This window comes from Archangium gephyra (assembly GCF_042230915.1).
In the GTDB taxonomy this organism is placed as follows: domain Bacteria; phylum Myxococcota; class Myxococcia; order Myxococcales; family Myxococcaceae; genus Archangium; species Archangium gephyra_B.
The window spans coordinates 9,704,937-9,731,801 of record NZ_CP102578.1; the positions used below are offsets into that span (position 1 = coordinate 9,704,937).

22 protein-coding genes are annotated in these 26,865 nt (G+C 70.3%); 11 read left to right on the forward strand and 11 right to left on the reverse strand.

Annotated elements, in window-relative coordinates; translation table 11 throughout:
* Positions 1-40: 40 nt before the first annotated feature.
* From NR798_RS38170 to NR798_RS38185, 4 genes are all read left to right on the forward strand, one after another.
* On the forward strand, positions 41-1,270 hold the full coding sequence (locus NR798_RS38170) for a Glu/Leu/Phe/Val dehydrogenase (RefSeq protein WP_375767489.1): 1,230 nt from the start codon (positions 41-43) through the stop codon (positions 1,268-1,270).
* 83 nt (positions 1,271-1,353) lie between these two features.
* Complete coding sequence (gene ilvA, locus NR798_RS38175; RefSeq protein WP_375767490.1) at positions 1,354-2,568, forward strand: threonine ammonia-lyase; 1,215 nt, start codon at positions 1,354-1,356, stop codon at positions 2,566-2,568.
* A gap of 39 nt (positions 2,569-2,607) precedes the next feature.
* Positions 2,608-3,975, forward strand: a complete 1,368-nt coding sequence (locus tag NR798_RS38180) for a peptidase MA family metallohydrolase (RefSeq protein ID WP_375767491.1) — start codon at positions 2,608-2,610, stop codon at positions 3,973-3,975.
* 126 nt (positions 3,976-4,101) lie between these two features.
* Positions 4,102-9,369, forward strand: a complete 5,268-nt coding sequence (locus NR798_RS38185; protein ID WP_375767492.1) for a DUF6982 domain-containing protein — start codon at positions 4,102-4,104, stop codon at positions 9,367-9,369.
* Between the two features lie 108 nt (positions 9,370-9,477).
* Here NR798_RS38185 and NR798_RS38190 read toward each other — a convergent pair whose 3' ends face one another.
* Together NR798_RS38190 and NR798_RS38195 are read right to left on the reverse strand one after the other, a co-directional pair.
* A complete protein-coding gene (locus NR798_RS38190) occupies positions 9,478-10,125 on the reverse strand; it encodes a YceI family protein (RefSeq protein ID WP_375767493.1) in 648 nt (215 codons plus the stop codon).
* A gap of 36 nt (positions 10,126-10,161) precedes the next feature.
* Positions 10,162-11,028 carry a dioxygenase gene (locus NR798_RS38195; RefSeq protein WP_375767494.1) on the reverse strand — a complete coding sequence of 289 codons (867 nt, stop codon included), beginning with the start codon at positions 11,026-11,028 and terminating at the stop codon, positions 10,162-10,164.
* Between the two features lie 139 nt (positions 11,029-11,167).
* Between NR798_RS38195 and NR798_RS38200 the strand changes: the two genes are divergently transcribed.
* Positions 11,168-12,808 carry a sigma 54-interacting transcriptional regulator gene (locus tag NR798_RS38200; RefSeq protein ID WP_375767495.1) on the forward strand — a complete coding sequence of 547 codons (1,641 nt, stop codon included), beginning with the start codon at positions 11,168-11,170 and terminating at the stop codon, positions 12,806-12,808.
* 173 nt (positions 12,809-12,981) lie between these two features.
* On the opposite strand, the gene NR798_RS38205 is transcribed toward NR798_RS38200, so the two are convergent.
* The 5 genes from NR798_RS38205 to NR798_RS38225 form a co-directional block, all read right to left on the reverse strand.
* Positions 12,982-13,704, reverse strand: coding sequence for a DUF1751 domain-containing protein (locus NR798_RS38205; protein ID WP_375767496.1), 723 nt, complete (start codon positions 13,702-13,704; stop codon positions 12,982-12,984).
* 168 nt (positions 13,705-13,872) lie between these two features.
* On the reverse strand, positions 13,873-14,070 hold the full coding sequence (locus tag NR798_RS38210) for a hypothetical protein (protein ID WP_375767497.1): 198 nt from the start codon (positions 14,068-14,070) through the stop codon (positions 13,873-13,875).
* Positions 14,071-14,241: 171 nt separating this feature from the next.
* Positions 14,242-14,457 (reverse strand): hypothetical protein, encoded by a 216-nt coding sequence (locus NR798_RS38215; RefSeq protein WP_047862989.1) that lies wholly within the window; start codon positions 14,455-14,457, stop codon positions 14,242-14,244.
* Between the two features lie 41 nt (positions 14,458-14,498).
* A complete protein-coding gene (locus NR798_RS38220) occupies positions 14,499-15,695 on the reverse strand; it encodes an acetyl-CoA C-acetyltransferase (protein ID WP_375767498.1) in 1,197 nt (398 codons plus the stop codon).
* A 78-nt stretch (positions 15,696-15,773) separates the two neighbouring features.
* Complete coding sequence (locus NR798_RS38225; protein WP_375767499.1) at positions 15,774-16,424, reverse strand: hypothetical protein; 651 nt, start codon at positions 16,422-16,424, stop codon at positions 15,774-15,776.
* A gap of 261 nt (positions 16,425-16,685) precedes the next feature.
* Here NR798_RS38225 and NR798_RS38230 point away from each other — a divergent pair, with 261 nt between their 5' ends.
* Entirely contained in the window at positions 16,686-17,375 is a 690-nt protein-coding gene (locus tag NR798_RS38230; RefSeq protein WP_375767500.1) for a serine protease, read from the forward strand.
* A gap of 126 nt (positions 17,376-17,501) precedes the next feature.
* A complete protein-coding gene (locus tag NR798_RS38235; RefSeq protein WP_375767501.1) occupies positions 17,502-17,867 on the forward strand; it encodes a hypothetical protein in 366 nt (121 codons plus the stop codon).
* A 4-nt stretch (positions 17,868-17,871) separates the two neighbouring features.
* Here NR798_RS38235 and NR798_RS38240 read toward each other — a convergent pair whose 3' ends face one another.
* Both NR798_RS38240 and NR798_RS38245 read right to left on the reverse strand, forming a co-directional pair.
* Positions 17,872-18,711 (reverse strand): type II CAAX prenyl endopeptidase Rce1 family protein, encoded by an 840-nt coding sequence (locus NR798_RS38240; protein ID WP_375767502.1) that lies wholly within the window; start codon positions 18,709-18,711, stop codon positions 17,872-17,874.
* Between the two features lie 36 nt (positions 18,712-18,747).
* A complete protein-coding gene (locus NR798_RS38245; protein WP_375767503.1) occupies positions 18,748-19,146 on the reverse strand; it encodes a thioredoxin family protein in 399 nt (132 codons plus the stop codon).
* Between the two features lie 227 nt (positions 19,147-19,373).
* Between NR798_RS38245 and NR798_RS38250 the strand changes: the two genes are divergently transcribed.
* On the forward strand, positions 19,374-19,751 hold the full coding sequence (locus NR798_RS38250; protein ID WP_375767504.1) for a PleD family two-component system response regulator: 378 nt from the start codon (positions 19,374-19,376) through the stop codon (positions 19,749-19,751).
* Here the strand turns inward: NR798_RS38250 and NR798_RS38255 are convergent.
* Positions 19,748-20,689, reverse strand: a complete 942-nt coding sequence (locus tag NR798_RS38255) for an aldo/keto reductase (RefSeq protein WP_375767505.1) — start codon at positions 20,687-20,689, stop codon at positions 19,748-19,750. The genes NR798_RS38250 and NR798_RS38255 overlap by 4 nt on opposite strands.
* A 131-nt stretch (positions 20,690-20,820) precedes the next feature.
* Here NR798_RS38255 and pruA point away from each other — a divergent pair, with 131 nt between their 5' ends.
* From pruA to NR798_RS38270, 3 genes are all read left to right on the forward strand, one after another.
* On the forward strand, positions 20,821-22,458 hold the full coding sequence (pruA, locus tag NR798_RS38260; RefSeq protein ID WP_375767506.1) for an L-glutamate gamma-semialdehyde dehydrogenase: 1,638 nt from the start codon (positions 20,821-20,823) through the stop codon (positions 22,456-22,458).
* 122 nt (positions 22,459-22,580) lie between these two features.
* On the forward strand, positions 22,581-24,668 hold the full coding sequence (locus NR798_RS38265) for a hypothetical protein (RefSeq protein WP_375767507.1): 2,088 nt from the start codon (positions 22,581-22,583) through the stop codon (positions 24,666-24,668).
* A complete protein-coding gene (locus tag NR798_RS38270) occupies positions 24,665-26,002 on the forward strand; it encodes a hypothetical protein (protein ID WP_375767508.1) in 1,338 nt (445 codons plus the stop codon). The genes NR798_RS38265 and NR798_RS38270 overlap by 4 nt, the downstream gene beginning before the upstream one ends.
* A 25-nt stretch (positions 26,003-26,027) precedes the next feature.
* On the opposite strand, the gene NR798_RS38275 is transcribed toward NR798_RS38270, so the two are convergent.
* Positions 26,028-26,861: a DUF3592 domain-containing protein gene (locus NR798_RS38275; RefSeq protein WP_375767509.1), complete on the reverse strand. Its 834-nt coding sequence runs from the start codon at positions 26,859-26,861 to the stop codon at positions 26,028-26,030.
* Positions 26,862-26,865 lie beyond the last annotated feature (4 nt).

Sequence of the window (26,865 nt, forward strand, 5' to 3'; positions counted from 1 at the left end):
CCCCATCTGTTAAGGTCTCGCCCAGGAGAGCACCCCGGCCATGCACGCCCTCGAAGGGATTCACTACTACTTCCGCAAGGCCGCGCGCATCATGGACGTGGGCGAGCGCATCGAGACGCTGCTCGCCACCCCCCTGCGCGAGGTCAAGGTCCAGGTCTCCATCGAGCTGGACAACGGGGAGATCCGTACCTTCACCGGCTACCGCACCCAGCACGACAACAGCCGCGGCCCCATGAAGGGCGGCCTGCGCTACCACCCCACCATCACCCAGGACGAGTGCGTGGCGCTCGCCTCGTTGATGACGTGGAAGACGGCCGTGGTGAACCTGCCCTACGGCGGCGCCAAGGGCGGCATCGCGGTGGACCCCACCCAGCTCTCCATGAAGGAAGTGGAGCGGCTCACCCGCAAGTACGTGGACCAGATTCAGGACGTCATTGGTCCCACCCGCGACATCGCCGCCCCCGACGTCAACACCAACCCCCAGGTGATGGCGTGGATCATGGACCAGTACTCGCGCTTCCACGGGCACTCGCCGGCCATCGTCACCGGCAAGCCCGCCGAGCTCTACGGCACCAAGGGCCGTGACTCGGCCACCGGGCGCGGCCTGCTCTACATCACCCGGGAAATCCTCCGCGACGCGGGCATGCCCATGAAGGGCACGCGCTTCGCCATCCAGGGCTTCGGCAACGTGGGCAGTCACACCGCGCAGCTGATGTGGCAGGACGGTGGCGTGGTGGTGGCCGTGTCGGACGTGTACGGCGGCGTGTACAACCAAGCGGGCCTGGACATCCCCGGCCTCTTCGAGCACGTGAAGCGCACCGGCACCGTCACCGGCTTCGGCGGCGGCCAGGCCTGCGCCAGCGAGGACGTGCTCGTCTCCGACTGCGACGTGCTCATCCCCGCCGCGCTCGGTCATGCTTTGAACCGCAACAACGCCAACCATGTGCGCGCGCGGCTCATCATCGAGGGCGCCAACGGCCCGACGGACCCCGAGGCGGATGAGCTTCTGGACAAGCGCGGCGTGCTGGTGGTGCCGGACATCCTCGCCAACGCGGGCGGTGTGACGGTCAGCTACTACGAGTGGGTGCAGAACCTGCAGCACCTCTCGTGGGAGGAGGACCGGGTGAACGCCGAGCTGGAGCGGACGATGAAGGAGGCGTACGACCGGGTGGCGCAGCTGGCGCGCTCGCGCAAGGTGACGTTGCGCACCGCGGCATTCATCCTGGCGATCGGCCGCGTGGGCAAGGCCACGGTGCTGCGCGGCATCTGACAGGGCAGCCGGGCAACCGGCGGCCCGAGGCGCCCTCCCCTTTCGCCCCGGCGGCGCATCGGTTATCAGCGCCTCACAAGCACATGGTCACGCTCCAGCAAATCGAAGACGCCCAGCAGCGCATCGGTGAAGCCGTCTACCGCTCGCCGTGCCCCAAGTCGGAGCAGTTCAAGGAGCTCACGGACTGCGCGACGCTCAACTGCAAGCTGGAGAACCTGCAGCGCACGGGGGCCTTCAAGGAGCGGGGAGCGCTCAACAAGCTGCTCACCCTGACACCGGACGAGCGCAACCGGGGCGTCATCGCCGCCTCGGCGGGCAATCATGCGCAGGGGCTCGCCTACCACGCGGGCCGCCAGGGGGTGAACACCACCATCGTCATGCCCGAGCGCACCCCGCTCATCAAGGTGACGCGCACGCGTGCGTACGGCGCGCGGGTGGTGCTGCACGGCGCCAACTTCGACGAGGCCTACGCCGAGGCGCTGCGCATCCAGGACAAGGAGAACCGCGTCTTCGTCCACCCCTTCAATGATCCGCTCATCATCGCGGGCCAGGGCACCATCGGCCTGGAGCTGCTCGAGCAGTGCCCGTACATGGACATGGTGGTGGTGCCCATTGGCGGCGGCGGGCTCATCTCCGGCGTGGCGTGCGCGCTCAAGGAGACCAACCCGCGCATCAAGGTGATTGGCGTGCAGGCCTCGGCCATCGCGAGCATGAAGGCCTCCATCGACGCGGGCAAGCTGGTGGAGCTGCCGGCGGGCACCACCATCGCGGACGGCATCTCGGTGAAGCGCCCGGGCGACTACACCTTCGAGATGATCCGCCGCTACGTGGACGACATCGTCACGGTGGACGAGGAGGAGATCGCCAACGCCATCCTGCTGCTGCTGGAGCGGGAGAAGTCGGTGGTGGAGGGCGCGGGCGCGGTGGGCCTGGCGGCGCTCATCCACGGGAAGATTCCCTCGGCGCGCGGACGCAAGGTGGTGCTGCTGCTGTCCGGCGGCAATATCGACGTCAACCTCGTCAGCCGCATCATCGAGCGCGGCCTGGTGAAGGACGGGCGGCTGGTGCGGCTGGTGGTGCGCATGCCGGACCGGCCGGGGATGCTCGCGCGGCTCACGGCGGAGATCGCCCAGGCGGGCGCCAACGTGGTGGAGATCTACCACAACCGCGCCTTCTCGAAGGCGGGCCTGGGTGAGGTGGCCGTGGAGGTGACGCTGGAGACGCGCGGCCGTGGCCACATCGAGGAGCTGATCGGCGGCCTGGGACAGAAGGGCTGGCAGGTCTCGGAAGAGAGCTGATTTCATTTCGGAGCGGGGGCTCGGCGATACTTGCCGGCCATGCGCGCCCTGCTCCTCCTCGCCCTGCTGTCCTCCAATCCGCCCACGCCCGCGCAGGCCCAGAAGCTCGCGGCCCAACGGGCCTGGGAGGACCTCTACCTCGCCTGGTCCGCCGTGGACCCCAAGGGCTATCCCCCGCCCGACCGCCGCACCATCGCCGCCTCGCTCCTCAAGGGCTGCGAGGCCCTCGCCAGCTCCGATGCCGTGATGGCGTACTCGCTCGGTGAGCGCGCCGTGCTCTTCGACGAGACGGCCCCGGGCCTGCGCTGCCTCGCCCGCACCGCGCTCGCCACCGATCAGCGCGGCACCGCCGAGGACTCCCTGCGCCGCGGCCTGGAGCACTTCCCCAAGGACGGCCACTTCGGCCTGGAGCTGGGCCGGCTCCTGCTCGAGGACAAGGATCCCCAGGGCGCCCTCGCGGCGCTGGGCAAGGTGCCGCCGCGCTCGCCCGAGGCGGCCAAGGCCCGCGCGCTCATGCAGAAGGCCCGCAGCGCCTCCAGCGAGGAGAGCGCGGCCCTCGCCCAGGCCCGCGCCATCGAGCGGCGCTTCACCGGCGAGACCGAGGACACCAAGGGCTCCGTCCAGCCCGCCTCCGGCACGGCCTCCACCGGCCTCTCCTACGAGTCCGGCGTGGCCTCGGACGGGATGCGCACCCGCTCCAACAGCCGCTTCGTCGTGAAGTACTTCAACAACGCGCGCGACTTCGGCCAGCGCGCCGAGTACGAGGGCCGCATCGTCTCCGCGCTCGACGAGGCCCACTTCCACACCCGCCAGGTGCTGGGCGAGGCGCGCGAGGCCCCCGTGGACGTCGTCCTCTACACCCGCGAGGAGTTCCGCACCCACCAGGGCTCGGCCCTGGCGCGCATGGTGGCCGGGCTGTACTCGGACGGCGCCATCCGCATCAACGACGCCGCCGAGCTCACCCAGCAGACCAAGGCCACGCTCGTCCACGAGTACGTGCACGCCGTGGTGGATGACCTGGTGCGCGCCGCCGAGGGTGGCCAGCGCGTCCCCATCTGGCTCAACGAGGGCCTTGCCGAGTACGTGGAATGGCGCTACCTGGGCAGCGACAAGCCGCCCCATGCCCTGGCCACCCGCATGCGCGCCGCCGCCCAGTCCGGGCAACTGCCGCGCCTGTCGGACATGGCCGGAGGCGCCCTCATCCAGCAGCGCGACCCGGCCCTGGCCTATGGGACCTCGGCCGTGGCCGTCCGCGAGCTGCTGAAGGAGGGAGGGCCCGCCCGGCTGCTCGAGCTCATCCGCGAGGTGGGCCAGGGCGCTCCCTTCGAGGAGGCCCTCCGGCAGCGCTACGGCCGGGGCGTTCCGGAGCTGGAGGAATCCGTCCAGGCCGCTCTCTCGCGGAGGTAACGGGCAGGCGGAATCCGTGGTTGCGAAGTTTACCCCTCCACCTGAGTCCCCTACACTCGACCACGGAAATTTTTTGCTTTGGCGCTGCGGCAAGAGTCCTGGCCCTGGGTCCGCAGCGAGGTGACGATGTCTGACACGCGCGCGGCGATGAGGGAGTTTCGCTTCCTGGATGAGAAGCGGACGCGGGGGATGCTTCCCCCCGCGGAGGAAGCTCGTTGGAACGAGCTACGGGGGCACCTGGATGGCCCGGGTATGCCCGCGCAGGAGCAGGCCGCGGCCATGGACCCCGCGCAGCAGCCTCAGGGCTACTACGGCGAAGACGGCCAGTGGTACGCCTACCCCGAGGGGTACGATCCCAACCAGGGCTACGCGGGCTACGACCCCAACCAGGGCTACGCGCAGCAGCCCCAGGGCTACTACGGCGAAGACGGCCAGTGGTACGCCTACCCCGAAGGCTACGATCCCAACCAGGGCTACGCGCAGCAACCCGCCCAGGGTTACGACCCCAACCAGGGCTACGCGGGCTACGATCCCAACCAGGGCTACGCGCAGCAGCCCCAGGGCTACTACGGCGAAGACGGCCAGTGGTACGCCTACCCCGAAGGCTACGATCCCAACCAGGGCTACGACTCCAACCAGGGCTACGCGGGTCAGCAGGGCTACGATCCCAACCAGGGCTACGCCGCCCCTCAGGGCGAGGCCTACGCGGCCGACGCCACCGCGCCCCAGTCCGATGCCGCCTACGCCTCCCCGGTGCCCGGCTACGTGCCGCAGCAGCCGCAGCCGATGCCGGACCCGGTCAAGCTCAGCCTCGAGACCGAGAACCTCGAGGTCCCCGCGCTGAACGAGCCCGCGCCCTGGGAGGAGCCCACGCCGGAGCATCTCGCGCAGGCCGAGGCCGAGGCCGAGCCCCAGGCCGAAGCCGAGCCCATGATGCTCGACGAGGCCGAGCCCCAGGCCGAAGCCGAGCCCATGATGCTCGACGAGGCCGAGCCCGCCACCGAGGACGTCTTCGAGGTGGCCGACACCGACGTCTCGCCCGTCAGCGAGGCCATCCCCATCCCCGAGAGCGTTCCCGAGTCGGTCGACATGAGCGACTGGAACGACGTCACGGCCCCCTCGGCGGCCTCGCTCGCCTCGCGGCAGCTCGAGGCCTCGCCCGAGCCGGAGAGCGACCCCATCGAGCTGGGCGAGGATGACTTCTCCTCGCTCAACTCCGACATTCAGACGCCCCGCGCCGCCTCGGCGCCGCCGGTGGCCGACGAGCGGCAGGCGACACCCCTCCGCACCATCGAGATCCAGCACTCCGACATCGAGCTGATCGAGGGCGAGGCCGATGCGCCGCTCGCCGCCGAGCCGGTGTTCGCCGAGGAGCCCGCGCCTCCTGTCGCCGACGAGTGGGCCTCCGCGCCGCTCGCCGTGGACGCGGAGCCGGGCAGCGCGTCGCAGTCCGCCGAGAACGCGGACGCCCCCCTCGTCGAAGAAGATCCGATGGAGATCACCGCCTCGTACGCCATCCCCGCGTACCCGGAGCCCTCGCCCGAGAATGACGTCCAGGCCGAGCTCCCCGCGGCGGACGCGACGCCCACGTTCGATGTCTCCGAGCTCGAGGCCGCTCCGGCCCCGGACGCGAACCCCGCGGCCGAGACGCCGTGGGAGACCTCCGCCGAGGAGTCCCCAGCGGACGGTGGCACGGAGCAGCCCACGTTCGACATGGCGGAAGTCGGTGCCGAGATCGAACCGGCGGCGCCCGCTCTGGAGTCCGCGTACGGCGCGCCGGTGACGACGCTGGAGCTGAACCCGGTGCAGGTCGCGCCCGATCTCCAGGCGGACACCGTCGAGGTCGCCGACTCGTTCGAGCCCGAGGCCACGCGGCCCTCGGACTGGGGCGTGCAGACGGACACGCTCGAGGCGGCGCCCGCGGACGAGCAGACGTACGACGCGGGCAACCCGGACGACGCGGTCCCGCTCGCCAGCGCCTCCGACTTCCTGGGTCACTCGGAGCAGCCGGGAACGGCGGTCTCGGATGAGCCCGTTCCGCTCGAGACGACAGAGGCCAGTTGGAGCGGGAACGAGGACGGGAGCACCGGGGAGGGCCTCCAGCTGGAGAGCGCCGCGGAGTACATGAGCACTCCGCAGTTCGCGACGGCCAGCGCGAGCTGGGGCCACCAGCCGGAGACGCCCGCCGAGCCCGAGAACACCTCGGCCTACGGCGCGCCCCTGGGTGAGGAGGCCGGTCCGCCTGCCATGGAGGCCCAGCCCGAGTGGGCGACGTCCGGCGAGGGACAGGCCGCCATCGAGGTCCAGGGCGAGTGGATGACGGCCGAGACCGCCGCCACCGAGACGCAGCCTGGCTGGGGCGCTCCGGTGGAGGAGCAGCCCGTGCTGGAGGCGCAGGCCGAGTGGACCACGCCCGCCGAGGAGCAGCAGCCCGTTCTCGAGGCGCAGGCCGAGTGGACCACGCCCGCTGAGGAGCAGCAGCCCGTTCTCGAGGCGCAGGCCGAGTGGACCACGCCCGCTGAGGAACAGCAGCCCGTTCTTGAGGCGCAGGCCGAGTGGACCACGCCCGCTGAGGAACAGCCGGTGATGGAGGCCCAGGCCGAGTGGACCACGCCCGCTGAGGAACAGCCGGTGATGGAGGCCCAGGCCGAGTGGGCCACTCCTGCCGAGGAGCAGCCCGCCGCCGAGGCCCAGCCTGAGTGGGCCACGCCTGCTGAGGAGCAGCCGGTGATGGAGGCCCAGCCTGAGTGGGCCACGCCTGCCGAAGAGCAGCCCGCCGCCGAGGCCCAGCCTGAGTGGGCCACGCCCGCTGAGGAGCAGCCGGTGATGGAGGCCCAGCCTGAGTGGGCCACGCCTGCCGAAGAGCAGCCCGCCGCCGAGGCCCAGCCCGAGTGGGCCACGCCTGCCGAGGAGCAGCCGGTGATGGAGGCTCAGGCCGAGTGGGCCACGCCCGCTGAGGAACAGCCTGCCGCCGAGGCTCAGCCTGAGTGGGCCACGCCCGCTGAGGAACAGCCGGTGATGGAGGCCCAGGCCGAGTGGACCGCGCCTGCGGAGGAACAGCCCGCTGCCGAGGCTCAGCCTGAGTGGGCAACTCCTGCCGAGGAACAGCCGGTGATGGAGGCTCAGCCTGAGTGGGCCACGCCTGCCGAGGAGCAGCCCGCCGCCGAGGCTCAGCCTGAGTGGGCCACGCCCGCTGAGGAACAGCCGGTGATGGAGGCTCAGGCCGAGTGGGCCACTCCTGCCGAGGAGCAGCCCGCCGAGGCTCAGCCTGAGTGGGCCACGCCCGCTGAGGAACAGCCGGTGATGGAGGCTCAGGCCGAGTGGGCCACTGCTGCCGAAGAGCAGCCCGCCGCCGAGGCTCAGCCTGAGTGGGCCACTCCTGCCGAGGAACAGCCGGTGATGGAGGCTCAGGCCGAGTGGGCCACTCCTGCCGAGGAGCAGCCGGTGATGGAGGCTCAGGCCGAGTGGGCCACTCCTGCCGAGGAGCAGCCCGCCGCCGAGGCTCAGCCTGAGTGGGCCACGCCCGCTGAGGAACAGCCGGTGATGGAGGCTCAGGCCGAGTGGGCCACTCCTGCCGAGGAGCAGCCCGCCGCCGAGGCTCAGCCTGAGTGGGCCACGCCCGCTGAGGAACAGCCGGTGATGGAGGCCCAGGCCGAATGGGCCACTCCTGCCGAGGAGCAGCCCGCCGCCGAGGCTCAGCCTGAGTGGGCCACGCCTGCTGAGGAACAGCCGGTGATGGAGGCCCAGGCCGAGTGGGCCACTCCCGCCGAGGAGCAACCCGCCGCCGAGGCTCAGCCTGAGTGGGCCACTCCCGCTGAGGAGCAGCCGGTGATGGAGGCCCAGGCCGAGTGGGCCACTCCCGCCGAGGAGCAGCCCGTCCTCGAGGCCCAGACCGAGTGGGCCACGCCTGCCGAGGAACAGCCGGTGATGGAGGCTCAGACCGAGTGGGCCACGCCCGCTGATGAGCAGCCCGTCCTCGAGGCTCAGACCGAGTGGGCCACGCCTGCCGAGGAACAGCCGGTGATGGAGGCCCAGGCCGAGTGGGCCACGCCCGCCGAGCCGGCGGAGAACACCGAGCCGCAGGCCGGGTGGGCCGAGGGTGGTGCCACGCAGGACTGGAACGCCGCTCCGGCCGCTGCGCCGAGCGATGACTGGAATGCCTCGGCCGAGGGGCAGACCGCGTGGAGCGCGCCCGCCGAGGACGCGCAGCCCCTCATGGAGGCGGCACCCGCGGAAGAGGCACCGGCCTGGGGCGGCGAATCCGCGTCCCAGGGCCAGTGGGCCAGCGCTCCCGCGGAGAACGCGTGGAGCGAGCCCGCTCCGGAGGCCACGAGCTGGGAGGCGCAGCAGGCCAGCGGCGCGCAGACCGACTGGAACGCGCCCGCCGCCGAGAACCAGGGGGAGTGGGCAGCCACGGCCCACGATGCCGAGCCCGTGAGCGCCGACCGGGATCCGTCCCTGTTCGGCACGAGCAGCACCTGGTCCCCCGATGAGCCGGAGGCCGAGGCACAGCCCCACTGGTCCAGCCAGGAGCAGGCTCCGGCGTGGGGTCAGAGCGACAGCGTCGCCGCTCCGGCCGAGGAACTGGCCAGCCAGCCTCCCGCCTTCGATCGGCCCACGACCGAGAACGACATCCCCATCATGGAGATGGAGCCCGAGCCCGAGCTCCCGGTCATGGAGGCCGAGCCCGAGCTGACGGAGATCGATCTCTCGGAGGACAGCGTGGAGCCGCCCGCCATGGCGGTGCCGGTCATCGTCCCGCCCCCGGCTCCCGTGGTGGCTCCCGCCCCGGTGACCCGGAGCGCGCCGCTCCCCGTGCAGCCTCCGGTGGCACCGAGGGTGTCCGCCCCGCCCCCGCCGCCGCCCGCCGCGATGGCGGCCCCGAGGGCTCCCGCGAACGCCTCCGCCATGGCATCGAATCAGGTGCTCGTGCCCGGGGCGCCGCCGCCTCGCGCGACGCTCAACGCCATCCCGGCCGTGCCGGCGAGCGCGTCCGCCGGGGCCGTCCTCGCCCCCATCAACGCCTTCATCGAGGGCGAGCACCGGGTCATCATCCACACGGTGGAGGGCCAGGTGAAGCGCGGCGCCATCCGCGACGTGGACCTGCTCGACGAGATCATCCCGCTCGAGCAGCAGACCGGCTTCGCTCCCGAGCGCATCCCGGTCACCCGCGTGAAGGCCATCTTCTTCATGCTCGCCACGGGCAGCCGTCCGCCGCAGCCCGAGGGGCAGAAGGTCCGCGTCACCTTCACCGACGGGCGCCAGGTGGCCGGCTTCTCCGACGACTACAAGAACCCGGGCCAGGGCTTCTTCGTCATCCCCGCGGACACGCGCACCAACACCTCGCGCATCTTCATCTACCGCGCCAGCGTGCAGGCCGTCGCCGAGGGCTGAGCCCCACCCACCGCCGGTGGCCTCACGCGCCGGCGGTTCCCCGCAAATGAAAGAGGGGCCTCGTCTCCGAGGCCCCTCCGGGCTCAACGCCCTGCCCTGCTCAGCCGACTACTTCTTGGCGGGAGCGGCCGGCTTGGCCGCGGGGGCCGCCGGGGTGGCCGCGGGGGCCTGCTTCTTGTTCAGCTCGAGGTCCAGCGTGATGGCGACCTCCTCGCCCACCGCCACGCCGCCGGTCTCCAGCACGCTGTTCCAGCCCAGGCCGAAGTCCTTGCGGTTGATCTTCGTGGTGGCCGTGCCGCCGCGCTTGGTGTTGCCCCAGGGATCCTTCGCCTCGGAGGTGAAGCCCTCCACGTCCAGCACCACCGGCTTGGTCACGCCGTGCAGGGTGAGGTTGCCCGAGACCTTCAGGCCCTGGCCGGCCTGCTCCACCTTCGTCGACTTGAAGGTGATGGTGGGGTACTTCGCCACGTCGAAGAAGTCCGCGCTGCGCAGGTGCTCGTCGCGCTTGGGCTCGTTGGTGTTGACGGTGGTGGCGTCGATGACCGCCTCCACGGTGGACTTGGTGATGTCCTTCTCGTCGATGTTGGCCGAGCCAGTCACCTTGGAGAAGGCGCCGCGCACGTTGGACACCATCATGTGCTTCACGGAGAACTGCGCGGCCGAGTGGGCCGAGTCGATGACGAACTCGGCGGCGAAGGCCAGCGACGGGGAAGCGAGCACGAGGGCGGCAACGGCGGGCTTGAGGGACAGCTTCATGGTGTTTCTCTCCAGTTGAACGACGTACAGCGGGTTTCATCCACGCAGCGCGAAGCTGCGCATGGACAGACTCGAATAATGGAAGCCCTCGAACACCGGGGTGAGCCGGTCCTCGGGGAGGGCCGCACCGAGAACGAAGAAGAGCGGCAGGAAGTGCTCCGCACTGGGATGCGCGAGCCGCGCGTGCGGTGCGCTCGTCCAGGACTGTACCCCTGTGAAATCGCGGGCCGCGAGTTTCGCGCCCACCCACGCATCGAACTCACCGGCCCAGGATGCAGCGGGCGCGGATTTGTCCTGCCACGACAGTCGGCGCAGGTTGTGGGTGATGCCGCCGCTGCCCATGAGCAGCACGCCCTCGGAGCGCAGGGGGCGCAGCACCTCGCCCAGCTTCGCCACGTCCGCGGCGGAGGCGCCCCAGGGCAGTGACACCTGCACCACCGGCGTGCGCGCCTCCGGGAGGGCCAGCCGCAACGGGATCCAGGTGCCATGGTCCAGCCCGCGCGCGGCATCCGCCACGGCCGGCACGCCCGCAGCGCCCAGCCGCGCGACGATGTCCCGCGCCAGCTCGGGCGAGCCGGGGCTCGGGTACTTCAGCTGATAGAGGGGCTCGGGGAAGCCGCCGAAGTCGTAGATGAGCGGAGGGGTCTCCGCCGCGGTGACGTGCACGGCGTGGAGAGTCTCCCAATGGGCTGACACGACCACCACCGCGCGCACCGGGGGCAGCACCTCGCCGAAGGCCTTCAGCGCCTGGGGGTACGCGTCCGTCTCCAGCGCCACCATGGGCGAGCCGTGGGACACGAAGAGCGCCGGGGCCACGCGCGCTCCCGCGCCGCCCAGCATGCCCCCCATGCCGGCGGCCGCCGCTCCCTGCAACACCTCACGCCGATTCAGGTCCGAGCTCATCTCGGGAGGAAGACATAGCAACCCCCAGGCCAGGAAACCCGACCCTCCAAGCCCTTGAAATTCCTCGCCTCTCCCACTTCGGCTCGCGCCGGGGCTCTCAAAACGATAGAGAGTCCCATCATCTTGAGAGGGAAGAGCCATGGCGCCGAGGCTGGAGCTGAACCTGAGTGAGCTGCTGACGTTCGAGCCGGACGGGGGGCTCATCCACTTCGCGGGCCAGCGGGTGCTGCTGTTGGATCCGGTGGCGCTGGGGCTGCTGCGCAAGGAGCTGATTGGCACGGTGGGGGTGACGGCGGCGAGGGGCATCCTCACGCGGCTGGGCTTCGCGCACGGCTGGCGGACGGCGGAGACGATGAAGAACGCCTTCCCCTGGGAGGACGAGTCGCAGTGGCGCCGGGCGGGAGGGCGGCTGCACACGTTGCAGGGGCAGGTGGTGCTCGAGCCGGTGGAGCGCCGGGCGGAGGATGGCCCCGCGCCCTTCGCGGAGGCGCTGTGGCACCACTCGTACGAGGCGGAGCAGCACCTGCTGCACCTGGGCAAGGCGGAGGAGCCGGTGTGCTGGGCGCTGACGGGCTTCGCCAGTGGCTACATGAGCTACTGCAACGGCAAGCCGGTGTACTGCATCGAGACGCGCTGCGTGGGCAAGGGAGACCCCGTCTGCCAGATCATGGGCAAGCCGGAGGAGGAGTGGAGCCAGGAGTGCCGCGAGGCGCTGCGCTTCTACGAGACGCAGTGCATGGAGGGGGCACTGGCGCAGGTGACGGACGCGCTGAAGCAGGCCGAGCGCAAGCTGCGGGTGAAGCGGCAGACGCTGGCGCGGGTGTCGGGTGTGCCGGAGGACCCGGCGGGCATGGTGGCGCGCACCGAGGCGATGAAGCAGGTGCTGAGCCTGGGGCGGCGGGCGGCGAAGGTGGACTCGACGGTGCTCATTACGGGCGAGAGCGGCGTGGGCAAGGAGCGGGTGGCGCGGCTCATCCACGAGGAGTCGGGGCGGGCGCACAAGGCCTTCGTGGCGGTGAACTGCGCGGCGGTGACGGAGAGCCTGCTGGAGAGCGAGCTGTTCGGCCACGCGCGAGGGGCCTTCACGGGGGCCACGCACGACAGGCCGGGCCTCTTCGAGGCGGCGCACGGGGGCACGCTCTTCCTGGACGAGGTGGGCGAGGTGCCGGCGTCGATGCAGGCCAAGCTGCTGCGGGCGCTGCAGGAGAAGGAGGTGCGGCGCGTGGGGGAGAACCAGAGCCGCAAGGTGGACGTGCGGGTGGTGGCGGCCACCAACCGCAACCTGGCGGCGGAGGTGGTGTCGGGGCGCTTCCGGCAGGACCTCTACTACCGCCTGCGGGTGATTGAATTGAGGGTGCCACCGCTGCGGGAGCGGCGCGACGACATCCTGCCGCTGGCGCGCATGCTGTTGGCGGAGGCGACGGAGCGGCTGGGGCGGCGGGTGTCGGGGATGTCACCCGAGGCGGCGGATCAGCTGCTGCGCTACGGGTGGCCGGGCAACGTGCGCGAGCTGGGCAACGCCATCGAGCGGGCGGTGGCGCTGAGCGAGGGCAACCGGTTGGAGCGGGACGATCTGCCGGAGGAGGTGCGCGCGGCGCCGCCGAGCCTGGTGCCGGGAGACTCGCCGCGGACGCTGGAGGCGATGGAGCGCGAGTACATCCTGGCGGTGCTGGCGCGGAACGGAGGAAACCGGGCGCGCACGGCGGAGCAGCTCGACATCGGGGTGGCGACGCTCTACCGCAAGCTCAAGCAGTACGGAGAGCCCGAGGTCCCCAACTGAGCCCCCTCCCCCCGAAGCACCCGCCAGAGCAGAAGAACAGAGCACAGAAGAACAGAGCACAGAAGAACAGAGCGCCCCTGCCCTACGGAGCCCCCCTCCCCTCGCCCTCCGGGAGAGGGACGGGGTGAGGGTATCGAGGCCCCCGGGTTGCCCTCCGGGAGCCCCACTCGGAATCAGTTCAGATACCGGTCATCCGGGCGCTCTTCGGAGATGACGCGCAGGTGCCGGGAGCGCCCGCGCAGCTGCCGCTGCAGCCGCCAGTGCTGGAGCCGGAGCATCAAGCTCCGGGGGCTGCCGCCGCGCACGGCGATGAAGGTAATGGCGAGCGCGAGGAGCTCGGGAATCTGGGTGGCCCAGCCGGCCGAGAGCCCGTTGAGGATGACGAAGCCGGCGCCGATGCCGGCGAAGACGTTGCCGCTGATGGGGATGCCCCAGAAGTTCGTCTGCCCGCGCCCGATGGACAGGCCGTAGGCCACCCAGGCGACGGAGCCCATCACCCAGCCGCCGGAGTACGGCACGCCGCGCAGCAGCGGGAAGAACAAGGACAGGGCCACGGTGAGGAAGCCGGCGAGCACCGTGCCTCCGAGCACCACCCAGAGCAGCCGCTTGGAGCCCCAGCTCATCTCCAGGCCGCCGCCGATGGAGTAGAGGGCGAAGGCGCCGAAGATGATGCCGAAGGGGTGGAGCTCGACGAAGCCGTAGGTGAAGGGCTGCCAGAGCATCAGCCCGGGGAACACGGCACTGGGGGTGAGCACCAGCATCGCGCCCAGGGTGCGGACGGCCAGGGCCAACACCGAGCCCACCACGAGCCCGATCGCCAGTTTGGCGGCCGTGGATTCCACGCTGGGGAAGCCGAATCCCCCGCCTCCGCCGCCAAAGCTCCGCATCGGTCGCATCCAACCCTCCTCACTCGGGACACCCGAGAGTCGTCCAAAGGTGGTGGAACACCGCCCGCTTCGCAACCGTTTCCGTCCACTTCCGGGCGTGCCAAAAGCGAAGGGCGCCCATCCCCGCTACGGGGAGAGCGCCCAAGGGCCCGTGTCGTCACCGACAGGACGTCCGGCTCAGGTCTTGTGGCGGTAGAACAGGGTGATGGTCAGGCAGTGGAACTCCTTGTCGGAGGACTGCGTGACGATCTTGTCCACCACTTCCAGGCTGGAGTTCTCCTTGAGCCACTTGGTGATGTTCTCACCCATGTTCTCGCGATCGCGCGCGAGCGTCGTGGAGAACACCTTGACTCCCGTGAAGTTGATGACGGCCATTCCCGACCCTCGTGTAACCGAAGAGATTCCGCAGGTTTACCGCGAGTCTTGACGGCCATCAAGGAAACGGCCCGAAATTCCGGCCTTTTTCCTGCCGGGTACGCGACCTCCAACCCTACCCGGCAGGACGGCAAGGCGGCCCGGGACGTGGGCCGCCTCCCCGGGTCGGACTCAGCGAGAGGCCGCCGCGCGGCGCGCCTGGCAGGTGAGCTCGTCCTTGCACGAGGGACCGATGCCATCGGGGTGGGCCCCCAGCGGCGTCTTGTCACTCTCCTCCACGCCACACACCACACACTTGCGCTTGCGGTTGCGGCGCTCGGCGCGCCGCTGCTCGGCGATCGCCTTGGCCCGCTCGCGGGCCGCCTTCGCATCCAGCTCGTTGCTCATCGTCATGGGTCCCGTTGGATTCGTCTGGGAGGGCTCGGGTTTCAGAGGACCTCGATCAGCACCGCGATGCCCTGGCCGCCACCGATGCACGCCGAGCCGATGCCGTAGCGGGCGCCCCGGCGCTTGAGCTCGTAGGCGAGCGTCATGGTGATGCGCGCGCCCGAGGCGCCCAGCGGGTGGCCCACGGCGATGGCGCCGCCATTGACGTTCGTCTGCTCGCGCGGCAGGCCCAGCTCCTTCTCCACCGCGAGGTACTGCGGGGCGAAGGCCTCGTTCACCTCGAAGAGGTCCACGTCCGTCAGCTTGCACTGGGCGCGCTCGAGCAGCCGGCGGATGGCCGGGGCCGGGCCGATGCCCATCACCTTCGGGTCGCACCCGGAGATGCCCCAATTGACGAGCCGGGCCAGGGGCTTGAGGCCGTGCTTCTCCGCGTAGCTCCGGGTGGCCATCACCATGGAGCCCGCGCCGTCGCTGATGCCGCTGGCCGCGCCCGCGTGCACCACGCCGTCCTTCTTGAAGACCTTGGGCAGCTTCTTGAGGCCCTCCACCGTGGTGTCCGGCCGGTTGTGCTCGTCCCGGGCGAACTGCGTCTCGCCCTTCTTGCTCTTCAGGGTGACGGGGCAGATCTCCTGCGCCAGACGGCCCGACTCCTGGGCGGCGGCGAAGCGCTTCTGCGTGAGCACCGCGTACTCGTCCACCGCGTCCTGGGACAGGCCGTAGTCCACCGCGAGCTGCTCGGCCGTCATCGCCATGGGCTGCCCGGTGTAGCTGTCCGTGAGGGACGTCCAGAGCATGTCCTCCATGCCGCCCTTGCCCAGCGGCAGGCCCCAGCGCGCGCCGCGGATGACGTGGGGCGCCTGGCTCATGGACTCGGTGCCCCCGGCCAGCACGCACTCGGCCTGCTCGGTAAGCATCATCTCCGCCGCGGTGACGAAGGCCTGGAAGCCCGAGCCGCACAGCCGGTTGACGCCCAGCGCCGGCACCGGCACCGGCACCCCGGTGCGCAGGCCCACGTGGCGGGGCAGGTAGATGGCGTCCGCGCTCGTCTGCACCACGTTGCCGTAGATGACGTGCTGGATGGACTCGGGCGACACCTTCGCCTGTTCGAGCGCGGCCCGGGCCGACTCCACGGCCAGGTCCGTGGCGCTCAGCTCCTTCAGCGAGCCGCCGTACGTTCCGAAGGCCGTACGCTTACCGGACAGGAAGTAGATTTCTTCGCTCTTGGACACGCTCTTCATCGCGGGACGACTCCAGACAGGCTGAAAAGATTCGTTCTTCCTACTCCCCAAACGGGTGCCGTGCACGCCCCAGGTGCATCAGACCGGGCGCCCGCCCCCCAGGAAGAGACCGGCGACGATGGCAAGGGCCACGAGCGTCCACAACAATCCTTGGACGTTCTGTCGTCGAATCTCCCTTTGGCCGAGCCCCCGGTACCATGCCTGCCCCGACCGCAACCGCTCTTGCCAGGTGAAATCTTCCGAAGGTTGGAACCCCTGCAACCGCATCCGGTGGGCCTGGAAGAGGCGCTCGACGGAGGCCCCCGGCACCCCTCCAGAGCGATAACGGCCGGGGACCTCGAAACCCGGCCGCTGGTAGTCGGCGGTGAGCACGAACCCCTCGGGGGCGAGCGGGGTGAGGAGATAGAGGCGGGGCTCGCCCTGGGGCGAGAAATGAAGGGTGGCGAAGGTGTGCGCGCCAGGGTGGGCGAAGTCGTAGGAGACGGAGCCCTTCTGGAAGCGGGGCTTCTCCACGTGGCGGCCGAGCGGGACGAAGCCCTGGGCCTGGAGCTGGCCGGCCAGAGGAGCGAGCTCGGGCGGCAGCTGCATGCCCTCGGCGGGAGCCTCGGGCCGGACGCTCACGCTCCCCGGGGCGAGGAAGAGGACGGCGCGCCAGACATTGAGCAGCAGCAGCTTCACGGCCATGCCCAACACGGCGAGCACGAGGAGCAGCTCGGCGAGGGGGCTCATGGCGGGACTCCCGGAGACATGGGGCGTGCACCCTAGTCCATCCGCTTCAGAAGGCCCGGCGGCCTTGCGTGGTAGACGTCTACCATCGAGGTGGGACAAACAACCACATGACTGGTAGACGTCTACCACTGGAGCCGGGCCCGAGCCCGCGCACGTCGCACCGGCCGCACGCCTGCTGAGGGACCTGCGGGAATAGCCACTGTCCAGGCGTGCACATCGTCTCCGGCAGCGGGGCAACGGCTGCGCCGCGGGAGGACGGGGATGCGAGCGAGGAGACTCTCGAGGCTGGCCGGCGTACTGGCCGTGGTGGGGCTGGCGGCGTGCGGCTCGTCGAAGAAGCAGGAGGAGGACGGCACGCGGAAGGACTTCCGCGCCCTGAAGGACGCCACGGTGACGCTCTATCCCGGGCACTGCGCGGGCGTCATCGTCGCGGACGGGCACCATGCCCTCACCGCCGCGCACTGCATCGACGTGCCCCCGGGAGAGCCGCAGCCGGTGTTGCTGACGAACGGGCGGCTGCTCAACGGCGTCGTGAAGGTGGTGGACCCCATGCGGGACCTGGCCGTCATCCGCTTCGACGAGGCGGCCCCGGTGCGCCCGCTGTCCGTGGCCACCGCGATGCCGGTTCCCGGAGAAGGGCTGCTCTTCTTCGGCCGCACCGACCGGCCCAACGTGCCGCAGGAGGTGGAGCTGAAGCGGCTGGGGCGCTGCCCCTCGCTGCCGGGCGTGCCCCAGGCGCTCTTCACCAGCCTGGACGGAGACAAGGGTGACTCGGGCGCGCCGGTGGTGGACCGCCAGCTCCAGGTGGTGGGCCTGGTGCATGGGGGCGCGGCGTGCAGCATCGCGACGCCCACCGCCGACATGGCGCCCGTGCTGGACACGCTCGTCGCGGAGCTGGCCCGGCCCGGTGCCGAGCAAGGAGTCGGCGGGAGCGGAGGCGCGGGCCAGTAGTCGCCCGTGGTTCTCTCCTGGGGCGACCGGACGGCCGGGCCCCGGCGCGCCGGAGCGCTTGTCCGGTGCGCCCCCATGCCGAACTTGAGTCGGGCAGCACCAAGCGCGCAGACGACGGAGACCCCCATGGCGGACACCCCCAAGATTCCCACGGGCAGGACGAAGGAACCGACGCACCGGGAGGCCAAGGAGCCCAGCGGAGCGAACTTCCAGCCGCGCAACGCGGGGGAGCTCGAGGACTCCATCGACGCGGCGGCGGCGCGGGTGGCCCAGGACATCAACGCGCGCACCCGGGCCGCGGACAACGCCGGCCCCTCGCAGGACACCTCGTGGGAGGCCCGCGTCGAGCGCGGCGAGGAGTGGGAGGAGCAGGACGACAAGGACGCCGTCCGCAACCACGACATCAACGAGGACGTCTACAAGCGCGAGGCCCCATCGGACCAGCGCGACGAGAAGACGGCGAGCCCCGTGGACCGGGACCGCAAGCGCTGACGCGTCAGCCGCGCGCGGACAGCGGGCCCTCGCGCTCGGACTTCACCGTGAAGCGGAAGAGGAGGAACAGCGCGGCGAGCGCCAGCATCGTCACCCCGAGCCCCACGGCCTCGTGCCACGGGGCCCGGGCGAGCTCCACCCGCCGCAACACGCCGCCCTGCGCGTCGAAGCCGTCATGGAGGCGGTAGAGGACGTTGCCGCCCCAGTGCAGGCCAATGCCCAGCCAGAGCGAGCCGGTGCGCACCAGCGCGAGCGAGAACATCAACCCGAGCAGCCCGAGGAACAGGGCGCCCTCCAGCGTCGGCCGCACGTACCAGGCGTGGTTGACGATGTAGAGGACCGTGGTGAGCGTGACGAGCGCGCCCGCGGACAGGTGGCCCGAGAGCTGACGGAAGACGTAGCCGCGCACCAGCACGTCATCCGTGGCGGACGAGAGGAACATCGCCAGCAGGGCCTGCGCCAGCAGCACGGCGGCCTCCCCGGCCGGACGCACGCCCTCGATGCGGAAGGCGCCCAGGGCCCCGAGCAGCACGTACTTGAGCGCCCAGAAGGCCGCGCAGAAGACGAAGCCCAACACCAGGTTGCGCCCCCAGCCCCGGTGCCGCGCGAGCCCCAGCTGCCCCAACCCTCCGGCTCCGGTCAGCCGCCCCACCCCATGGGCCAGCGGGAAGAAGCCGGCGTAGAGCGCCAACCACGCCACGGGCGGCAGCTGCACGAACTGGGGGAGATTCAGGTACACGTCCAACACGGCGAAGCCCGCCACCAGCCACAGCACGCGCTGCGCGAGGAAGACCGGGGACGTGGTGGGGGCGGAACTGGGAGCCTGGGAGGGTGCGGCGCGCATGCGGGGCGCGCAATGTAGACGAACGCCTGGGGGCGATCACACCCCGTGCAGCCCCACCCGGACCCGCGCCTTGCTGGCCCGGAATTCCGCCAGCTTACGACGCACCTCGCCCATGTCCAGGGCGCGCGCCTGCCGGATGACATCCTCCAGCATCGGCTCTGGCAGCACCCCCACGTGGTTGAGCAGCAGGAAGCCGTCGCGGAACACCATCAGCGCCGGCAGCGCCTGCACCCCCATCACCTCCACCAGCTCCGGCTGCCCGTTCACATCCACCCGGGCGAAGGTCACATCCGGGTAACGCCCGGCCATTCCCTCGAAGACGGGGCCGAAGAGCCGGCAGGGCGAGCACCACTTCGCCCACCACTCGATGAGAAGGATGCCCGGCCTCCCCAACGTCGGCCCGAAGCTCTTGCTGTCCAGGGACACCACCGACATGGGATTCCTCCAGAAGGACGGCACCGCGCCAATCTCCTCCTAAAGGTAGGAGCCCGCGGACGCAGGGGAAGATTCACCCCGGCGAATGCGGAAAAGACGACCCGTGCCTCTTCCTAATCCCCACGAAGCGAGCGAAACTGAACACGTCCGCCATGGGGGTATGGGCCCATGAATACCCCCGGTGAAACCGGAACGCGGAAGCCGGCCCGTCAGAGTGGAGAACTCCAGTGAAGCCCAGAGTGCTGATCGTGGATGACTCGTGGTCCATGCGCCAGACGCTGCGGCTGCTGCTCGCCCCGGACTTCGACTGCGCGCTCGCCGAGAACGGGATGTCCGCGCTGGAGCAGGCGCGCCAGAGCCCGCCCGACATCATCGTGTCGGACGTGAACATGGACGGCATGGACGGGTACGAGCTGTGCCGCCGCGTGCGCGCCGAGCCCGCGCTGCAGAAGGTGCCCTTCGTCTTCATCAGCGGCCACGCGCCCCGCCCGGGCATGCCCGAGGACGGCGACGCCTACCTCATCAAGCCCGTGCAGCCCTCGCTCCTCATCGCGCGGCTGCACGAGATGCTCCAGCCGCGCTCGCTCGCCGTCGCCCAGGCCTAGCGCGCGTCGGGGTTCCACCACACGGCGCCCTTGCCCTCGATGGCCTGCACCGCGCGCCGCCGCACGTCCGCCAGCTGCTCGGAAGTGAGGGGCCGGAAGGCCGCGGCGGCATGCAGCGCGGCATCCTGCTCGTTGGGAAAGCTCATCCCCATCAGCGCCACGTCCGGATCCAACGTGAGCGTGTAGCGCACGCACTCCTCCACTCCGAGGTGGGGCAGCGAGGGCGCCCCCGAGTCCGCCCCGCCCGAGCTCACCTTGCCGCGCGGACGCGCCTGCAGCGGCCGCCCGTAGCCCTCGGTGTCTCCGAGCAGCTTGCCCGCCCCGAAGGTCTTGAAGGTCACCGTGCCCACGCCCTTCGCCTTCGCCAGCGGGAGGATCTCCTCCACGTAGCGCGGGTGGACGTAGGGCCCCACGGGGAACATCACCACGTCACAGCGGCCGGACTCGAGCGCGGCGCGCAGCACGTCCGGGTGGTGGCTGGAGATGCCCCGGAAGCGGGCCTTGCCCTGGCGCACGCACCGCTCCAACTCCTCCAGGCCTCCGCCCGGCGCCGCCAGTTGCTCCCACGTGTCCAGCTTCGAGAGGTTGTGGAAGACGAAGAGGTCCACCGCCTCCAGCCGCAGCCGGCGCAGGCTCTCCTCCACCTGCGGGGCCACGGGCTGCTCCAGGAAGTCCACCTTGTCGATGACGAACATGCCCTCGCGGCGGCCGCGCAGGGCCTCGCCGACGATCTGCTCGCTGTAGCCGTCCTCGTAGCCGGGGGCGGTGTCCACGACGTTGAGCCCGGCGTCCATGGCGCGGTGCAGCGTGGCCACGCACTGCGCCAGGGGAACGGAGCGGTCCGCCAGGTCCCCGATTCCCACCTGGGTGGCCAGGAAACCCGTGCGCCCGAGCTGCCGTCGGGGCTGGAAGCGGGGAAGCGGTCGTTCGTCTGCCATGGAACCCTCAGCCTGGGTGATGGATGTGATGTTCTCGGGTACGGGTTTTACATACCCCGAGGATTCAACCGTCGAGACGAAGGGCTATGCTCCGCCGCCCTTTCCCCGATTTCTCCCCCGAGGAGCCCCGCGTGATCAACGCCAACGTCCGCGTCCCCCCGCCGCAGAACGAGCCCGTCCTGTCGCACGCGCCCGGCAGCCCCGAGCGCGCCGAGCTGCAGGCCACCCTCAAGCGCATGGCCTCCGAGCAGCTCGAGATTCCGATCGTCATCGGCGGCAAGCGCATCAAGTCCAGCAAGACGGACACGGTGCGGATGCCGCACAAGCACTCGCACGTGCTGGCCACGCTGCACGAGGCGGACGCCAGCCACGTGGAGCAGGCCATCCAGAACGCGCTGTCGGTGAAGGACGAGTGGGCGCGGATGCCCTTCGTGGAGCGCGCGGCCATCTTCCTGCGCGCCGCGGAGCTGCTGGCCACCAAGTACCGCCCCATCCTGAATGCCTCCACCATGCTGGGCCAGTCGAAGACGGCACACCAGGCGGAGATCGACGCGACGTGCGAGGCGGTGGACTTCCTGCGCTACAACGTCCACTTCGCACAGCAGCTGCTGAGCGAGCAGCCGGTGAGCCCGGCGCAGACGTGGAACATGATGGACTACCGTCCGCTGGACGGCTTCGTGTTCTCGGTGGCGCCGTTCAACTTCACATCCATCGCGCTCAACCTGGCCGTGGCCCCGGCCATCATGGGCAACGTGGTGCTCTTCAAGCCCTCGAACACGGCGGCCCTGAGCAACTGGTACAACATGGAGTTGCTGCGCGAGGCGGGCCTGCCCGACGGCGTCATCAACATGCTGCCGGGAGACGGCCCCACGGTGGGCAACCCCGTGCTGGCCAGCCCGCACCTGGGCGGCATCCACTTCACCGGCTCCACGCCCACCTTCCAGGGCATGTGGCGCACGGTGGGCGAGAACATCGCCCGCTACAAGCAGTACCCGCGGCTGGTGGGTGAGACGGGCGGCAAGGACTTCATCTTCGTGCACCCCTCGGCGGCCGACGACCTGGACGCGGTGGCCACGGCGATTGTCCGCGGCGGCTTCGAGTACCAGGGCCAGAAGTGCTCGGCGGCCTCGCGCATCTACGTGCCCGAGTCCATGTGGCCCAAGCTCAAGACGCGGCTGCAGGAGATGATCGCCGAGTTGCGCATGGGCGACGTCACCGACTTCCGCAACTTCATGGGCGCGGTCATCGACGAGAAGTCCTTCAAGCGGACGTCCTCGTACCTCGAGCTGGCGAAGAACAGCGGCTCGGAGGCGAGCATCGTGGCGGGCGGCGAGGCGGACCGGAGCGAGGGCTGGTTCGTGAAGCCCACGCTGGTGCAGCTGACCAACCCGCGCCACCGCATCATGCAGGAGGAGATCTTCGCGCCGGTGGTGGGCCTGTACGTGTACCCGGATGCGAAGCTGGAGGAGACGCTGCGCGAGTGCGACTCGTGCGCCACGTACGCGCTGACGGGCGCGGTGTTCGCGAGGGATCGCAAGGCCATCAGCCTGATGATGGACAAGCTGCGGCACGCGGCGGGCAACTTCTACATCAACGACAAGCCGACGGGCGCCGTGGTGGGACAGCAGCCCTTCGGTGGCTCGCGCGCCTCGGGCACCAACGACAAGGCGGGCTCCATGCTGAACCTGGTGCGCTGGACGTCTCCGCGCACCATCAAGGAGAACTTCGCCCCGCCCACCCGCGTCCCCTACCCGTACATGGGCCAGTAGGACCCGGGAGCACAGGGCTCCGGCCGTAGGAAGGGCTCGGAACCACGAGGGAGACCTCGAGGGTTCCGGGCCCTTCGCCGTTCTATCCTCGGGGGCGGATGTGTCTCCACGGTGCCCCTCTGATGGCGAAGACGAACCGCACGCCTGGCACCGGGAGGCGCCCTGTCCGGGACAGCCTCGGCCCACTGCTGCTGAGCGCGATGGTGCTGTGGCTTGGGTGCGCGACCGGACACGCGAGCACCGCCTTCGAGGCGGCGGGCAGCGCGCGGGAGCCGTGGTACGCGCCTGACTCGTCCTCCCGCGGCACCGGCACACTCCTCGCCCCCGACGCCGAGAAGCTCCTCGCTCCGTTTCTCGCGTGCACCACGCCCGCCGCCTTCGTCGAGTTGCAGCGAGGCGTGGACATGGCCCGGCTGGTGGAGCAGCTGGATGACTGGAGCGCCGTCCGGCTCGGCGCCCTGGGGCCCGTGCCTCCACAGGCCGCAGAAACCCTCAACCGCAAGCGCGCCGCCTTCCTCCTCACCGCCACCCAGGAGTACGGCGCCGCGCTCGCCGAGGTGTTCGCCCTCTTCGTCATCCACTCGGCCTTCGACGAAGACCTGGAGAAGGTGCTCCGTCAGCTCGCCCAGGACAAGAGGGTGGGGCAGACGCTGGGGCAGATGGCCGTTGCCCGCGAGCAACTGCGCCAGCGAGGCTTCAACCTCGCGGACTACCCCGACCGGCCCGAGCGCCTCCTGGAGGATGGCGTCCGGGGTGCCCGCGAGGGGGCTGGAGCGGCCATGTCCTCCGCGCCCCTGTTCCAGACGGGCGCGCTGCTGGGTTACGCCGCACAAAAAGGGCAGTTGCCCCCGCCCTACCGGCAAGCCCTCGACGAGGTGGAGAGCGCACTGGCGAAGGAGGCCCTCGCACCGGGCAACGTGCTGTTGGGCGTCCTGGACGAGATGACGTTCGGTGTGCCGCTGGGCTTCTACCACCTGGCGGCTGGGGTGGGCCACGGCGCGTACGCCCTGACGCAGGGCCAGTACGAGCAGGCCACGCGCGAGCTGACGCCAGCGGTACTGATGGTGGCCCTGTACGCGGGTGGCAAGGGCGTCCGCACCCTCTCCGAGGCCCGTGGCGCACCGGGCACGTCAACGGGAGCCGCGCGGGCGCTCCAGGGGCTGGAGCTGCGCCTGGAGGAGCTGAAGGCCACGGCGGAGCGCCTCCGAGGGCAACTGGGAAGTGAAGGCCTCCAGGAGCTGGCGCGCTACCTCCGGGCCGACCCGGAAGCGGCCCTCCTCGTCGCCGAGAGCGGGGAGGCGGGCGCGGCGGCTCTCTACGAGGCCCGGGGCAACGTGCCGAAGGCACAGGCCTGGTTGTCCCAAGCGAAGTCCGACCGTCCTGGCTCCCCCCGGACGCGCGGCGGGGCGGGAAGGGGTCCGGGCGGAGTGGCCTCCCTCACGGACGAGGCGGCGGGACTGTCTCGGGAGGTGCTGGACGCCAAGGTTCTGGAGGTGGAGTTCGATGTCCCGGGCCCGCGCCTGTCTGGAGACGTGGCCGTGCTGGAGAAACAACTGGCAGTCATGGAGAAGACTCCACCTGCCGGAGCCGCGGGCCACCCGCTCTGGAGCGAGTACCTCGACTACGGCAAGGAGCGCCTCGCGGACCTCCAGCAGGGCACGAGGGCGAAGCACGGGAGGACGCTCGAGCCGCCCCTCAAGTGGGAGGGCTACCAGCAGATGCGGGGGCTGGTGCTCCGGGGCCTGGCCTTCGAGCGTGACATGGCGAAGCTGCTGCACGAGGACGCGGCCCGTCCGAAGGCGGAGCGACGATTCCTCCAGGATTTCAACGAGCCTCGTGTCGAGACGTATGTGGGGGTACACAAGCCTGAGAGCGGACTGCGCTACGCGGACGTGCTCGTCATCGAGCAGAAGCCACTCCCCGGGCAGACTCCTCGCGTGGAGACCTTCAGCTTCAAGAGCCGCGACTTCTCGGGGCTGAAATACGACGTCATGGAAGCGCGGATGGAGGCGGACGCGACGGAAGCTTCGCGGAAATATGGCGGAACGCTCGACATCCGCCGGCCTGGCATCGAGGGCAGTGTCAATGTGCGGCGAGTCCGCCTCATCTACGAGGGCGGCCCTCTCAAGCCCAAGAATGAAAGGCAGCTGGACGTAGCCATGCGAGCAGCCGAGAAAGAGGTCTCGGGAGTGGAGGTACTGTTCCAATGAAGGTCCTGGAGTTGTCGAACCTGGAGGATAGCCTCCAGCTCACGTTCGAAAGTACTTTCGACCCGCAGGCTGCACTGGATTGCGAGTTGCAGCCCCTCTTCCACACGCTTGAAGAGCACGCGGGTAAATGGATGCCGGATGTCGTCAACGGCAAACGGCTGCGCAAATACACCCGCGCAGCCATCTGGAAAGCCCTGGAGGAAAAGCGCGGCGAAAGAACCACATCCATCGCTCTCTACCGAACGAAGTGGCCCGCCCTGGTCATCTGGCCCAGGCTCACGTTCCCGCCTCTCGCTCCCGAACTGAACATCCTGCTCGAGGTGCAGCCCTTCTCGCTTTTCGCGGAGGTGGAGCGCTGCCGCCGGTTCATCGAGATGGTGCGCGCCTGGGCCTCTCGCTATCCGGTCTCCCATGCCTCGGCTCACAGTCTGGCGGATGATCAGTTGGCTGGCGCTCCCTATTTCGGCCGTGACGAGAGGACCGCCCGAAGGGACGGATTCGACAAGATCTACGAGGTGTGCTGGCTCAACGTCTTCGGCCCCAAGCTGGTGGAGTCCGTCGGCCGCGAGCGCATGCTGTCCACGCCGGCGCACCGGGTGGAGGAGTTGCCCAACGGCTCCATCCTCCTGGTGACGAGACCCACTCCCACGGACTTCGCCAGCGAGGAGGCGCGACTCGCCCAGGCCCGCGCTCACGCCCACCTCCGGCCGGACCTGGATTTCGACACCGTGCTGCGCGCCCTGCGCGAGCGCAGCGCCGCACTCACTCCCGTGGAGCCCCGCTTCCATCCGGACATGGCCCCGCTCCTGTCTCGCGTGGTGGACTTCGCCGCCATCCACGAGCGCCAGCGCAGAATCGCGCAGCTCAACGCATGGCAGCCTCCCGAGCCCGAGGAGTGGCTGCCCGCGGAAGCGGCCCTGCCCTCGGATGTGGCGGACCCGGAACGTGCGCTCGAGCAGTACAGCCTCCACGCGGAGCACCTCGTGGTGATGCTGCACACGGAGGTGCCCTCCGTTCTCGAGGAGACGCCCGAGTCGCTCACGGACGCCGATTACTACTTCTGGCGGGAGGACTTCCCGAAGACACGCCTGCGGGAGGTCCTCGACGAGCATGTAGTGCCGGCCGTGGGCGCGTACCTGGGCCAGGTGTTGGTGCACAACCTGGGCGGGCGGTGGATACCGCGAAAGAATCTCATGGAGGCACAGGTGCTCGTCGGCGATCGCGCTTGGCTGCCCTTTGTCCGGGCCCAACGCTACCTGCGCTCTTGCGAGACACTGCTGGACTACTCCCTCACCCGGCTCTACCGCGAGGCGGAGCGGCACCGGGCCCCATAGGCCAACCCTTCCCAGCGAGGCCCGCTCATTCCTCGGCGGGAGCCAGGACGAGGGCCGTCTGTCCCTCGACGGCGGCGAGTGCGAACGGGAGTAGCGTCTCCTCGAGGATCAGGTAGCGGCCCGGAGCACGCGGCGATTCCAGCGCCAGCAGCCACGCCTTGCCCTCCACCTTCATCCGGTAGGGCGCTCCGTCGAGCAACACCCTGCGCTCGCGCCCGGGCCCCTCGCCGGGCAGCCGGTAGACCACCAGCACCTGCTCCTCCAGCTCGACTACCGAGACCAGCTCGAGCAGCACCTCCCGCCCATCCTTCGCGCACAACCGGGGCAGCGCCAGCAGCATGCCCAGCGCGCGCATGCGCCAGAGCACGATGCCGCCGAGCAGCCCCGCGCACACCAGCATGAACACGAGCGAGGACCAGGGCTTGAAGCCCACCGCCTCCCAGGAGAGGACGAACCGCTCCGGGTGGGAGGGCTCGTAACGCACCTCGGGTCTGGCTCCGCCCGGCAGCGAGGCGAAGACGTAGAAGAACTCGCGCGTCCCCCGGTGCAACCCGCCCGAGGCGTCCTCGAAGGTGACGTGCACCTCATAGGCGGGCATGGCGGAGAGGAACTCGAATCCCTCGGGGGCGTTCTGCTTCACCTCATGCGCGACGAGCACGCCCGGATTCCCCCGGGCCCACAGCGTGTCCACGCTCCAGCGGGAGGCCAGCTGCCACGCCACGAGCACCAGGGCCAGGAGCAGCAGCACGCCGTGACCCACCAGCGACAGCACCAAGCCGCGCCGGCGCTCCCGCAGCAACGTCCGATCCAATGGCAGCGGCCGGGGCGGCAGGGGCGAGACGAACGTGGGAGCGGTCATGGCC